This is a genomic window from Algoriphagus formosus, assembly GCF_002807035.1.
Lineage (GTDB): Bacteria > Bacteroidota > Bacteroidia > Cytophagales > Cyclobacteriaceae > Algoriphagus > Algoriphagus formosus.
On the sequence record NZ_NIUC01000003.1, the window covers coordinates 433,616 to 446,708 of the forward strand.

The 13,093-nt window shown below is 40.8% G+C and carries 10 protein-coding genes, 1 tRNA gene and 1 pseudogene; 10 read left to right on the plus strand and 2 right to left on the minus strand.

Annotation, left to right across the window (positions count from 1 at the left end; all coding sequences use genetic code 11):
- Window positions 1-783, plus strand: coding sequence for a class I SAM-dependent methyltransferase (locus CDH51_RS17380; protein ID WP_100629869.1), 783 nt, complete (start codon window positions 1-3; stop codon window positions 781-783).
- A gap of 39 nt (window positions 784-822) precedes the next feature.
- Here the strand turns inward: CDH51_RS17380 and CDH51_RS17385 are convergent, their stop codons facing one another.
- Window positions 823-3,804: a glycosyltransferase family 117 protein gene (locus CDH51_RS17385; RefSeq protein ID WP_100629808.1), complete on the minus strand. Its 2,982-nt coding sequence runs from the start codon at window positions 3,802-3,804 to the stop codon at window positions 823-825.
- 165 nt (window positions 3,805-3,969) lie between these two features.
- Between CDH51_RS17385 and trxA the strand changes: the two genes are divergently transcribed.
- The 9 genes from trxA (at window position 3,970) to CDH51_RS17430 (ending at window position 11,646) form a co-directional block, all read left to right on the plus strand.
- Window positions 3,970-4,290: a thioredoxin gene (gene trxA, locus CDH51_RS17390; RefSeq protein WP_026947358.1), complete on the plus strand. Its 321-nt coding sequence runs from the start codon at window positions 3,970-3,972 to the stop codon at window positions 4,288-4,290.
- A gap of 86 nt (window positions 4,291-4,376) precedes the next feature.
- The gene (locus tag CDH51_RS17395; protein WP_100629809.1) at window positions 4,377-5,798 is read left to right on the plus strand and encodes an MBL fold metallo-hydrolase; all 1,422 of its coding nucleotides are present in this window, start codon (window positions 4,377-4,379) and stop codon (window positions 5,796-5,798) included.
- A gap of 107 nt (window positions 5,799-5,905) precedes the next feature.
- On the plus strand, window positions 5,906-7,312 hold the full coding sequence (locus CDH51_RS17400; protein ID WP_100629810.1) for a hypothetical protein: 1,407 nt from the start codon (window positions 5,906-5,908) through the stop codon (window positions 7,310-7,312).
- Window positions 7,313-7,335: 23 nt separating this feature from the next.
- Window positions 7,336-7,917 (plus strand): YeeE/YedE family protein, encoded by a 582-nt coding sequence (locus CDH51_RS17405; protein ID WP_100629811.1) that lies wholly within the window; start codon window positions 7,336-7,338, stop codon window positions 7,915-7,917.
- 10 nt (window positions 7,918-7,927) lie between these two features.
- Window positions 7,928-8,419: a DUF6691 family protein gene (locus CDH51_RS17410; RefSeq protein WP_100629870.1), complete on the plus strand. Its 492-nt coding sequence runs from the start codon at window positions 7,928-7,930 to the stop codon at window positions 8,417-8,419.
- Window positions 8,420-8,621: 202 nt separating this feature from the next.
- Window positions 8,622-8,706 (plus strand) — tRNA-Ser (locus CDH51_RS17415).
- A gap of 232 nt (window positions 8,707-8,938) precedes the next feature.
- The gene (locus tag CDH51_RS17420; RefSeq protein WP_100629812.1) at window positions 8,939-10,159 is read left to right on the plus strand and encodes a site-specific integrase; all 1,221 of its coding nucleotides are present in this window, start codon (window positions 8,939-8,941) and stop codon (window positions 10,157-10,159) included.
- Window positions 10,156-10,686 carry a hypothetical protein gene (locus CDH51_RS17425; RefSeq protein ID WP_100629813.1) on the plus strand — a complete coding sequence of 177 codons (531 nt, stop codon included), beginning with the start codon at window positions 10,156-10,158 and terminating at the stop codon, window positions 10,684-10,686. Before CDH51_RS17420 ends, CDH51_RS17425 begins: the two co-directional genes overlap by 4 nt.
- 36 nt (window positions 10,687-10,722) lie before the next feature.
- A complete protein-coding gene (locus tag CDH51_RS17430; protein ID WP_100629814.1) occupies window positions 10,723-11,646 on the plus strand; it encodes a hypothetical protein in 924 nt (307 codons plus the stop codon).
- Window positions 11,647-11,699: 53 nt separating this feature from the next.
- Here the strand turns inward: CDH51_RS17430 and CDH51_RS20475 are convergent.
- Window positions 11,700-12,929, minus strand: a pseudogene (locus tag CDH51_RS20475) (IS256 family transposase).
- Window positions 12,930-13,093 lie beyond the last annotated feature (164 nt).

Genomic DNA, 13,093 nt, shown 5'->3' on the forward strand with positions numbered 1-13,093 from the left:
ATGGCTACCTACACAACGGAAATCGCCTCAGATAAGTTGGTGAGCGACAATCCTATTCATCAACGACTACTCAAAGCATACATTGCAGCCAAGCCCTGGATTAAGGGAGATTTGCTCGAAATCGGCTGCGGAGAAGGACGAGGAGTGGAGACTTTATTGCCTCTGGCAAACTCTTATGTTGGGATTGATAAAATCGGAGAAGTGATCTCAGACTTGCGTCAGCGCTTTCCGGGAGTGGATTTTCGACAGGCTGTGATACCGCCTTTTGAAGGCTTTGGGGATGAAAGCTTCGATACGATTGTGAGCTTTCAGGTGATTGAGCATATTCAGGATGACCGACTTTTTCTTCAGGAAATCTATCGGATGCTAAAGCCCGGTGGCAAGGCAGTTATTTCTACTCCGAATAATAAACATACCCTTTCCCGAAACCCCTGGCATGTCCGGGAATATGTCCCTCAGGAGCTCATAGATTTGGCAGGGAGTATTTTTGACCGGGTGGAAGCCAAAGGAATCGGTGGCAATGAAAAAGTATGGAATTATCATGAGGCCAATCGGAAGTCGGTTCAGAAAATCATGCGATTCGATGTCCTGGACTTACAGCATAGACTTCCTGCCTGGATTCTCCGTATGCCTTATGAAATCCTCAATCGGATGAACCGAAATAAACTTCATCAGCAACAAGGGGATTCAGTCGTGCAAATCACCCATGAAGACTATCCATTGGTCGAAAATGCTTCTGAGGGATTGGATTTGTTTTATGTGCTTTGGAAGAAGGAAAAGTAAAATACAAAAGAGGCTGGATTTATAACCCAGCCTCTTTTTTTATCTCGTCGGACGTAAGCCTCCTGATTCTTGGGGGCCTAATAAGGAGTCCATTCTGAGTTGTAATTCTTCTGCTTTTTCGGTGTATCCCCGCTCTTCCAAAAGTGGGATGAAGTAGCGAATCATTTCGATCGAGATCATCATATCTCGGTCATAATCGCGGTTTTCTTCCAGATAAAACTCGATCATATCCAATGAGCGCTTGGAAACTTTATCCACGATATCCAATGCCTTGTCGTCTTCACCTACTTCAAAGAAAAGCGGTACAGACTGCCCACTGGAAAGGTCGTATGGGATAGCCTCATCCGGCATGACTTCGAGCCCTTTGTTTAGCACCTCAGCTGCCCGGTCAATTTGGTCACGGTCGAGTAGTGCCATAGCAATGCTGTTGACCGCACTTCGATGGTTGGAGGCGAATCTACGATACTCTTCATCTAAGTAAGCGTCTGGATTGTCCATGCCACGGAAGGCAAATTTCTCCATGAAATTTTCATAGGCCAAGTCTGCATTCACCAGTTCTTCCCGTATGAAAGATGGCTTGCGGATGGGTAGCAGTCGGTAAGTCAACCCTTCCATCACCACGTGATCGGATACGTTGATTCCAATAGTGGCTAGGGAAGTATTGTTGAAGTAGATCGGACGCTCCCAATTATTGGTGGCGATTAAGTCGATCAACATCATGGTTCCTTTTGTCACATACTGACCTTTGATTTGCAAGTTGATTTGCGGGGTAAATAGCGGTTCGAATTCCTCAGGAATGATTCCTTTTTGGAACACAGCCGCACTATCCACTTCCAAAATCAGATTTCTGGACGGCACCATATTGATCTCGCTTTTTCCTCCCGTCTGCATTTTGAGCAGATTGGAACCGGAGTTGAGGAGTTTAATATATTCTCGGGCTGAAATCGCATCGAGGCCTTCTCTTTCCATGACATACAAGACATCATTGGTTCCTTTTTGGTAACGCTCAGGGGAAAGTGAGAAGGGAAGTGGCTCAGATTCATTGGCTGGTCGAGTCATCTGATCGACGTACCAGTCCGTATCAAAATAGCTGAGTACAATCACCCGTACATCCGTACGGAAACCTTCTACTTCCTGCACATACCAAAGCGGGAAAGTGTCATTATCGCCACCCGTGAAAAGGATAGCATTCGGAGCACAGGATGCAAGAAAGTTTCTCGCTGCATCGACTGAGAAATAGCGGTCTTTTCGATTGTGATCATTCCAGTTTTCAGCTGCCATCAGACCCGCTACCGGCAAAGTAAGGAGAGTAGCAATGATTCCAGCTGTTGCCAAGTTTTTGGTGACTTTTCCCAAACCATGTGCAATAGCTAAGACACCCATGCCAGCCCAAATAGCGAAAGCATAGAAACTACCCACGTAAATGTAGTCTCGCTCCCGAGGTTCGACCGGAGGTGAATTCAGGTAAAGTACCAAGACCACTCCCATCATTAGGAAGAGCATTAGATTCACATAAAAGGATTTGGGATCGACTTTGGCTTGGAAAAACAAGCCGATGATTCCCAAAAGTAGGGGAAGCATCAGGTAATTGTTGTGCCCTTTATTTTCTTTGATATAGTCCGGAAATTTATCCGAAAAAGCATCGGTTATCCCTATCCAAGGAGCATCGGTAAAGTCACTTTCTCGTCCAGAAAAATTCCACATAAAGTAGCGCCAATACATATGTCCCAGCTGATGGCTGAACATAAAGCGCAGGTTGTCACCAAAGGTTGGATCCTGTCCTTCCCGAAGTCCTAATTTTTGTCGGTAAATCCGCTTATGATTTTCCTGAGTAGAATAGACTCGAGGAAGAATGGTCGTTTTCTCTTTTTCGTAAGTATTTACGAGTTGATAGTCAGCAATCTCGTATTTGTCTTTTCCCTTTCGGTAAATGGGATCACCTTCTACCTGATCTGTGAGCTTGGCGGTGAAATACTGCCCATGGAGTAGGGGGCGGTAGCCATATTGCTCACGCTTCAGGTAAGAGACATAGCTAATAATGTCCTTAGGTGCATTTTCGTTGATAACAGGATCTTGATTTGCCCGAACAACGATCAGTGTATAAGAACTGTAACCGATCAGGATGAAGATCAAGGAAAGCAGGATGGTATTCAGTCCCGCCATCTCTTTCTTATAAGAATAGCGATACCCAAAATACAGGGCAGTGAAGAATGCAGCGATAAAGAAAATAATTCCAGATCCGAAGGGAAGACCAAGGCTATTGACAAAAAATATCTCCGTCGAGCCGGCTAGACTTGGAAGACCAGGGATAATGATATTATTGATAATGACCAAAGCCACTCCTCCAAGCACAAATGCTATTGCAGCACCTTTGAGATTTGGATTAGGATATTTTTTGAAATAATAAATCAGTGCCAATGCGGGCAAAGCTACCAAGTTGAGCAAGTGAACACCGATGGAAAGACCTACCAAATAGGCGATGAAGATCATCCACTTATTTTCCTCTCTAGGGTCCTTGATGACATCCCACTTGAGGAAAGCCCAAATGACAATGGCCGTAAAGAAAGATGACATGGCGTAAACTTCCGCCTCAACAGCTGAAAACCAAAAGCTATCTGAGAAGGTGTAAATCAGGGAACCAACGATCCCCGCTCCCAAAAGGCTGATGGTCTGTCCTTTGCTTTCTTCACCCGGAACGACCCCAAAGAGCTTTCTTCCAAAAAGAGTGATGGACCAAAACAAAAATAAAATGGTCAATCCGGAGAAAACTGCAGATCCCACATTCATCCAATAAGCGATCTCCAGTTCATTGCCAAAGGCCATAAAGCTAAACATCCGATACACCAACAAAAAGAAAGGCGCACCGGGAGGGTGGGGTACTTGGAGCTTATAGGAAACGGCGATGAATTCTCCCGGATCCCAAAAACTGGCCGTTTGTTCTACTGAAAGAATATAGACTAATGTCGCTATCACAAACACCACCCAGCCGGTGATGTTGTTGAGTTGCTTAAAATTGAGCATCAATACGGTAATTTTAGACGGACGAAAATAGGAAATTTATTCCCAAGAGAATTTTTTTTAGCACTTTTTAAAAAAATGAAGGGGAACTGCTCCTGTGATAAATATTACTGATTTGCTTTTGACCTGCCTTTACTTTTGTAGAGTAATTTAAAAACAAGCAGTCTTATGAGCGCACAACCAAAAACCTTTCAAGAACTGATAAACGGGGACACTCCTGTATTAGTAGACTTCTTTGCCACTTGGTGCGGTCCCTGCAAAATGATGCAGCCGATTCTCGAAGATACATCCCGTCAATTGGGTGACAGGATCAAAATTGTCAAAGTAGATGTGGATAGAAATCCTTTAGCTGCTTCCACTTTCCAAGTACGAGGAGTACCAACTTTGATCTTATTCCAAAAGGGAAAAGTCCTTTGGAGAGAGTCAGGTGTGGTGCCTGCTCATCAATTGGTTAAAGTCATCGAATCCCAATTGATGGTAAATGCTTGATTCTGATGTGACAAAAGTCATTTAATAGGCTTTAATCACTTCTTAAATTTGATTATTATTTGATAGAAACTTAATAAACAGAACCTATGAAGATCGAACAAATCTATACCGGATGCTTGGCTCAAGGAGCCTACTACATCGAGTCAGACGGCGAAGCAGCCGTAATTGACCCCCTAAGAGAGGTACAACCTTACATTGAAAAAGCTGAGCGCCGAGGCGCAAAAATCAAGTATGTATTGGAGACTCACTTCCATGCAGACTTTGTTTCTGGTCACCAAGACTTGGCCGAAAAGACAGGTGCCAAGATCGTTTATGGTCCTACAGGAATGAAAATGGGTTTTGACGCCATTGTAGCTGAGGACAATCAGGTTTTCGAACTAGGTAAGGCTAAAATCAAAGTCATTCACACTCCAGGACATACAATGGAGTCCGTTTGCTACCTTCTTATCAATGAAGATGGCAAAGAAGAAGCTTTGTTTACGGGTGATACCTTATTTATCGGAGATGTTGGCCGTCCGGATTTAGCTCAGAAAGTCGTAAAAGACCTGACGCAAGAGAAACTGGCAGCTCATCTTTATGACTCCTTGAGAAATAAAATTATGCCTCTTTCAGATGACTTGATCGTCTATCCGGCACATGGTGCAGGATCTGCCTGTGGTAAAAATATGAGTAAGGAGACTTCTGATACTTTGGGCAATCAAAAGAAGACCAATTATGCGCTTCAGGAGATGACCAAAGAAGAGTTTATCAAAGAAGTATTGACTGGATTGACTCCTCCTCCGGCTTATTTCCCTCAAAACGTTCTGATGAATATTCAAGGCTATGACAGTATTGATGAGGTATTGGAGCGAGGTATCAGACCATTGAGTCCAAATGAATTTGAAGCTGCTGCAAATGAGACGGGAGCGATGATTTTGGATACTCGAGATGCTCAGGTTTTTGCTAAAGGATTTATCCCTAATTCCATTAATATCGGAATCGACGGAAGTTTTGCTGTATGGGTTGGAGCGATGATTCCTGACCTGAAGCAAGAGATTCTTGTAGTCGCAGAAGAAGGCCGTGAAGAGGAAGTAATTACCAGATTGGCACGAGTAGGATATGACTTTGCCATTGGATACCTCCAGGGAGGATTCAAAGCATGGAAAGAAAGTGGTCAGGAAGTAGATTCCATCACGTCTATCTCTGTAGACGAATTGGCGAAAATCAAGGAAGGAGATCCTGGTATCCACATTCTAGATGTGAGAAAGAACTCTGAATTCATGTCAGAGCATGTAATTGATGCTGAAAATGCTCCTTTGGACTACATCAATGATTCCATGCTCAAAGTGAAGAAGGATGAAACCTACTATGTACACTGTGCAGGAGGCTACCGCTCCATGATCTTCAATTCAATTTTGAAGGCGAGAGGTTATGATAATTTGATTGATGTGGCAGGCGGTTTTACTGCAATCAAAGAGTCAGGAAAATTGAAAGTTTCTGACTATGTCTGCCCAACTACTTTACTCTAAAGATAAGTGTAGAAAAGTTGCTTAATCCCAAAATGGCAGGCCGAAAGGCTTGCCATTTTTGATATCACCCGATCTGATGTGATCAAAGTCACAATTTTATGTCAAGAATGAAACGCAATTTTGCAGTGCTTTTGCTGAGCCTAGTTGGTATAGGATATGGAGTTACTGATGTGGCAGCTCAGCATGGTCATGCAGAGGAGGTAGAATCTCCTTCAGATCAGAAATTATTCGGAAAAGTCCTTCGTGAGGGTTCATTCGAGTTCCACCTTCGTTCTTTCTTTATGAGTACCGTCAATCAAGGGGACTTGATGGATTACAGCACCTGGGGAACGGGTGCAGGACTAGGTTACTTTAGTCCAAGATGGAAAGGTTTTGGATTGGGCTTCAGTGGATTCTTTGTTTTCAGACATTATGAAAATAATATTCAAAAGCTAGATCCGATTACCGGAGTAGGAAATCGCTATGAAATCCTGCTTTATGATGTTCATCATCCTGAAAACCATAAGGACATGGATCGATTGGAGGAATTATTTCTCTCTTATCAGAAAGAAGATCTCTCAGTCTGGGTAGGGAGACATCACTTTGAGAGTCCCCTTCTGAATGCCTCAGACAATAGATTGCGTCCAAATTTATTTAGTGGACTGTCTGTTGATTATACTCCAGGTAAATTCCATTTCAATGGAGCTTGGTTTTCCCATGTGATATCCCGAGGTTCCTTAGAGTGGTTGCCGGTGGAGGAGTCCTTTGGATTCTACAGTACAGGAAGAAATCCTCTTGGTTCGGATGATTCGTACAAGCATCATATCGAGTCTAAGGGAATAGGGGTGTTTGGAGTGGAGTATTTAAATAATTCATTACATATCCAATCTTGGAATTACCTTGCTGAAGGTGTCTTTGGAATTTCCTTTTTGCAAGCCACTGGTTCTGCAAAAAGCTCTGGAGCTACTGATTGGGTTTGGGGTGTTCAAGGTTTTGCTCAAACAGCTCTTGGAAATGGTGGAAATCCAGAACCAGAAAAAGCTTACATTCTCCCAAATGAAAAGTCATTTGGAATGGGTTTAAGGGCAGGGTTGAAATGGCCACATGCACTTCTTACTTTTAATTACATGGGAATATCCGACCACGGACGGTTTCTATTTCCAAGGGAATGGGGAAGAGAGCAGTTCTTTGTAAGCCTTCAGCGAGAGCGATTTGAAGGCCTGGGTGGAGGAAACTCCTTTATGGTACAGTATGATCATACCTTTATCCATGACAAATTAAAGGTAAGCGTAGGGGCTTCCCATACGGATACTGCTGATTTTGAAGATGTAAGGTTGAATAAATATGGAATTCCAAACTATTATCACTTCAGCGGATTGATCGATTATCGGTTTGATGGATTCTTCAAGGGATTGGACTTACAATTATTGGTGGTGGGGAAAAGGCAATATGCCAATCAAATCACGCCTATTGAATACGTAATCAATCGGGTGAACATGGTAAATACCTCATTGATTTTAGATTACAGATTTTAAAAAAGAAAAACGAATAAATAAAAATGAATCAACTTATGGAATGGATTACTCAACCTTGGCCCTGGTATGTGGCTGGTCCTTTGATCGGACTGACAGTGCCGGCGCTATTGATCTTAGGAAATAAAACCTTTGGTATTTCCTCTTCACTTAGACACGTCTGCGCGGCCTGTGTGCCAGCAGGGATACCCTTCTTTTCCTACAACTGGAAGAAGGAAATGTGGAATCTTCTCTTTGTACTCGGTGTGTTGATAGGAGGCTTTGTAGCAACCAACTTCCTGGCCAACCCTGATTCAATTATTGTCTCAGAAGCAACTCAGGCAGATTTGAAAGCATTAGGTGTTACTGATTTTGGCAACTTATTGCCGGCTGACATTTTCTCTTGGGAGAATCTATTTACTGCCAAAGGGCTTCTGTTCTTCGTGATTGGAGGATTTTTGGTAGGTTTTGGAACTCGCTATGCGGGTGGATGTACTTCAGGCCATGCAATCATGGGAATCAGCTCCCTGCAATGGCAGTCAGTGCTAGCCACAGTTTTCTTTATGATCGGTGGTTTCCTGATGACGCACGTTTTGCTTGAGCCTTTAATGAAATTGGTAGGATTTTAATAGATAAATGATGAAAGTAGCAGAAAAGCCAACAACGATACAGGATCCTCATTGTGAGGCTCCCAACTTGCGAAAGCACGAAGACAAAGGACTAGAATTGCTGAAATACTTGATTTTGGGTGTTCTTTTCGGAATCGTCTTTGTCAAAGCAGAGATTATTTCCTGGTTTCGAATTCAGGAAATGTTTAGACTTCAATCTTTCCACATGTATGGAGTGATTGGGTCTGCAGTGATAACGGGGATTATCTCGATTCAAATCATCAAGCGGTTTAATATTAAAACCATCCATGGTGAGACTATCAATATTCCAAATAAGGAATTTAGAAAAGGGCAGGTGATCGGAGGATTTATCTTCGGATTAGGCTGGGCTTTGACCGGAGCGTGTCCAGGACCATTGTTTGCTCAGATTGGTAGTGGATATACCGTGATCTTGGTGACTTTGATTTCTGCCTTGGCGGGAACTTGGGTTTATGGGAAATTCGCTCATAAGCTTCCGAATTAAAAATATTTCAAGATTAGAAGGCTGTTGCTAGCAGGGCAACAGCCTCCTTTTGTCCAAGTAATCAAGGGGATAGGGTTTTTCTCAAAAAGTAAGCTTTGATGACCCTAAAATTTCCTGATTAAAAATGTGCAAAAGCCTTTTGCAAAATTGAGAAAGGTCTTACTTTTGCAAACCGAAACAGAGATATTTGTCTCGGTTGAATAGAGGAGTGGCAGAGTGGTCGATTGCGGCGGTCTTGAAAACCGTTGTACCGCGAGGTACCGGGGGTTCGAATCCCTCCTCCTCTGCTTTTAGTTAATCAAATCTTTCGAAAAGCCCCAAATTTTATCAGTTTGGGGCTTTTTTATTTTTCACTTGCCTCGTTTTTAATCATAATATTCTGATTTCTTACGGAAATATCGAGACCTATTGCAATTCCAATCGAGACCTATTTTTTGGTGACCTTTTTGGTGATTATGGAAATTCGCTGGGCTCTGTGGGTTAACCCAAATAGCTTTGTCATCAATCAAACGATGAGCTATGAACATACCAACACTTACCTTCCTGCTACAGGAAAAAAAGATTAAAAAGGATGGGAAGGCACCGATCTATCTAAGAATCACCATCAATGGTACCCGATCGGAAGTATCTACCAAGATAGCTGTCCCACCCTCTAAATGGGATTCCAAGAAGGAATTGATCCGAGGGAAAGAGCCAATAACAATCAGGTTGAACCAGCAATTACAAGACTTTAAATTAAAAGTCTATGAAGTATTAGAGCAGGTCAAAATCCAGCGCTACGATATTACTGCCAATAACTTGAAACTTGGATTGTCTGGGAAGCTTTTCCAAAGCCATTCTGTTGTTCAGGTATACAAACTTTTTATTGAAAATTTAGAAAGCCGACTTGGAACAGATTACTCTGCAGCTTCTTTGGAAATCAACAAAACTACTTTTGACCATTTGGTCGAGTTCTTAAAACTCGAAGGTAAGGCTCAGCTAAACCTGGAAGAATTTAATAACCAACACTTTTTGAGGTTTGAGCAATTTCTGAAGAAGAAAAAGCAAAATCAACACAATACAGTCTGTAAAAAAATCGAACGGGTAAAGGCTATGCTTAAGTGGGCATATAATATGGATTACTGTGAAAAGGACTTGAGCAAAAAGTACAAGACCAAAAAGCAGAAGAAGGAAATCATTTTTCTTACTCAGGAAGAGATTAATCGGCTTCAGTCGATTAGGACTGTGGAGCGATTAGAAATCATCAGGGATGCATTTTTATTTATGTGTTACACCGGGTTAGCCTTTAATGAGATTCAGAGGCTCAAAGAAGAAAATCTTTCCAAAAAGATCTCTGGAGGATACGGGATAGTAATGACCCGCCAAAAAACCAATAAAAACATACCGGAGATACCTCTGCTTCCTTTTGCCTTGGAATTGGTTTCGAAATATGAAAATCACCCAAAGAGGATAATTGAGAAAAAACTATTTCCTATTCCTGCAAATCAAAATTTCAATGCTTACCTCAAAGAACTGGCTATACTGGCTAAAATAGAAAAACCAATTACTACACATACGGCAAGAAAAACCTTTGCTACAACTATAGCCCTTAGAAACGGAATGAGCATGGAGGTCGTCAGTAAAGCTTTAGGACATAGCAATATCCGCATCACTCAAGAGTCTTATGCTGATTTGCAAAATGACAGGATAAGAGAAGAATTTGAAAAATTGGAAATCAACTTAAACAAAAAAGTATTATGAAAAATAATTCATTTACTGTCTTCAGAGGAGAATTGTCAATAGCTGGTATCGCTAAACCTGTTAAACTTTGGTGGACAAAAGAACAAATCATGGACTGGGTAAAAAATAAATCCAAATACTTGGATCAAGATTTTCTTCGAATTAAAACAACTCCATATTCGATGATAGAGGTTAATTCCAGAGATTTCGAAAAAATTGACTTAATCGATGAAAGGTGTAATGCAGACTCATTCATAGTTAGGGAAAGTACCCTTTGGTTCCAATTTTATAAGGCGAATCGTATTCCTGTTCCTCTTGGGACAATGAACGACGAATATGACTATCCTTGCGTTCTTTTAGGATTTAATCAAACCTTCACTGGTGACATCAACTATTTTGATTACACTGGTTATTTTAATTTTAAATTTTTGGAAGAAGATAAAATGGACATCTTGGAATTCTTGAGTCACCCTGAAGAATTCCGATATTCTGGTTTTAATTTAGAGGATTTGACAGTTGCAGAATATTCAGTCCCTCCAAAGCTTTGATCTTTGATATAGGTCTGTTTTTTTTGAAGAAAAAAAATGACCCATTACAATAAAGCTTTAATTTCTCTTCAGAGTTTTGAGGAATCCAGAAATTTGGATATCTCATTACATTACAAAAAAAGTGAGTTTATAGAAGATTGGCTAAAGGAAAGTGACCGTGTTTGGGTAAAAGACCTGGACTTTCTTTTAGCCTCTTCTGAAGATCTTGTTTCAGTAATTTTAGAGGAACTTGATTTTTTTAAAGACAAGCTTCAAAATTATCCTTGGAAGTCGGGGTTAGACATCAATAAGAAAACGATTTCTGATGAAATAGGCATTCTAAATGAAGAGACGTGGACTTATCCCATTCAGCGGATTGATATCTTTGGTCAAGATTGGAAAATTGAGGATTCTAACTGCAATAATTTTTTTGACCTTTTCATTGGACACCAAAAGCAATTAGAGAAAGTCATCATTTTTAAAGAAGAACTGGTGATAAACCTGAAATACTACAAAGAAAAAGAAGGGACACCGCCATTTAAGCCTAATTATTCCAATATCAATAAAATCCCAACTTGGGGATCTATAAATAAGACGGCAGGTATTTTTGGACTTTTAATTAAACATAAATTTCTTTTGGCTAATGAGGATTTTGATCATGTGTTCTATGAAAAATATGGCGATGAAATTTCTAAAGAATTAAAATCAAAAGCCATATCAAAGGAAAAATTTGCTGAAATAATCTCGAATACATTTTACAATGTTAAAATTAAAGATAAGAAAGTTGTAGAAACTAAAATTAATAGTGGCACAATCAAAAGTAAGCTAAAGGAAAGAATATTAGAAGAGGTGAATGATTCTGATTTAGAAGGGCTTATCATTGATTTAACTGAAATGATAGAAGAATTTGAAGAAATGAAAAAATTCCTTCAAGAGAAGAAGAAAGGCAAAATGAAAAATAAAAGATTAAATAAATCTTAAGGATTAAGTAAAAGTAAAAAAACTTCATTCTTTAAATGAGCCAGGAGTATTCATTATACTGTGTCAGTCTGGTTAAAACGTTCATCAAAGTAAGCGATTAGATCTTTTCGAATAGACGGCCAAGCGAATATACTTCCTTGCTATTTGGTCTGGGCATTCATTGTAGCCAGATAAATTTGTTTTAGGATAGCATTTTCTGAACTGAAAGCCCCTTTGGTTTTGGTGACTTTCCTGACCATTCGATGGTAACTTTCGATTGGGTTGGTGGTATAAATCAACCTTCTTAGCTGGGGAGGATATTTATAGAAGTTGGTCAATCTTTCCCAGTTTCGATGCCAGGATCTGAAAACCACTTTGTATTTGCTTCCCCAGATGGACTCAGCCTCCTCAAGCAGGTGAAAGGCCAGCTTTTCATTGTCTGCTTTATAAATTTTTTTTAGGTCGCTTACCATAGGTTTCATGTCCTTTTCACTGATACATTTCATGGAGTTGCGCGTTTGATGGACCAAGCAAAGTTGGACATCAGTTTGTGGAAAAACATCCTCTATAGCATCTGCAAAGCGATTTAAATTATCGATACAGGCTATCAGAATTTCTTCAATGCCCTCTGTTTGAATTCGTGGAGTACTTGACGCCAGAATTTACTGGATTCATGATCGCCAAAATAAACCCCGACCACCTCCTTTTCTCCCCGGGTAGTCATTCCCAGAATGGAGTAAACAGCCTTGGTTCTTACTGCTCCATCTTCTCTGACTTTGAAATGCATGGCATCCAACCAGATGACTGGATATAAACTCTCCAACGGGCGGTTTTGCCAGGCGAGAATCTATGGGAAAATTCTGTCAGTAATAGCAGTCAGGGTCCCTTCTGAAACCTCTATACCATACATCTCCCCGACATGGCTCTGGATGTCACGGTAACTCATCCCCCCCACCGAATAAGGCAATGATCTGCTGATCTATATCCGAACTGATCTTATGCTGACGTTTGCCTACAATCTGCGGCTCAAAACTGGAATTGCGGTCACGGGGAGCCAAAACTTCAAAGCCGCCCAGCGAGCTTTGAAGGTTTTTGGCTCCATATCCATTCCGCCTATTCCTATTCATTTTTTGGGTTTCATAGAGATGATCATCCAGCTCTCCTTCAAGGTCAGATTCTATAATCATCTTCAACAATGGGGTAAAAACTCCGTCTTTACCCGCCAAAGGCTTGCCTGAACGGAGTGCATCTCCCGCCTGTTTGGCAAAAGCCTTGAAGTCAAACTTTTCTTTGTCATCTTTCATAATCAAAATTTAGTAAGTTAAATTTTGACACAGTTAATTGAACAGTCTCAATGAGCCATATTCATTAAAATTGAAATGTACCTCTTTTTTTTGCTGTGATTTTCAGCCCTTTTTTTTCTATGAGTTAGCTATTGATTATCAGAAACTTAATTAATAACCAATTT

What these genes read in the sequence shown, in the direction of transcription:
- CDH51_RS17405 (WP_100629811.1), top strand. Translation starts at nt 7,336, where the DNA reads ATGAATCAACTTATGGAATGGATTACTCAACCTTGGCCCTGGTATGTG.
- CDH51_RS17385 (WP_100629808.1), bottom strand. Translation starts at nt 3,804, where the DNA reads ATGCTCAATTTTAAGCAACTCAACAACATCACCGGCTGGGTGGTGTTT.
- CDH51_RS17425 (WP_100629813.1), top strand. Translation starts at nt 10,156, where the DNA reads ATGAAAAATAATTCATTTACTGTCTTCAGAGGAGAATTGTCAATAGCT.
- CDH51_RS17420 (WP_100629812.1), top strand. Translation starts at nt 8,939, where the DNA reads ATGAACATACCAACACTTACCTTCCTGCTACAGGAAAAAAAGATTAAA.
- CDH51_RS17380 (WP_100629869.1), top strand. Translation starts at nt 1, where the DNA reads ATGGCTACCTACACAACGGAAATCGCCTCAGATAAGTTGGTGAGCGAC.
- CDH51_RS17410 (WP_100629870.1), top strand. Translation starts at nt 7,928, where the DNA reads ATGAAAGTAGCAGAAAAGCCAACAACGATACAGGATCCTCATTGTGAG.
- CDH51_RS17400 (WP_100629810.1), top strand. Translation starts at nt 5,906, where the DNA reads ATGAAACGCAATTTTGCAGTGCTTTTGCTGAGCCTAGTTGGTATAGGA.
- trxA (WP_026947358.1), top strand. Translation starts at nt 3,970, where the DNA reads ATGAGCGCACAACCAAAAACCTTTCAAGAACTGATAAACGGGGACACT.
- CDH51_RS17395 (WP_100629809.1), top strand. Translation starts at nt 4,377, where the DNA reads ATGAAGATCGAACAAATCTATACCGGATGCTTGGCTCAAGGAGCCTAC.
- CDH51_RS17430 (WP_100629814.1), top strand. Translation starts at nt 10,723, where the DNA reads ATGACCCATTACAATAAAGCTTTAATTTCTCTTCAGAGTTTTGAGGAA.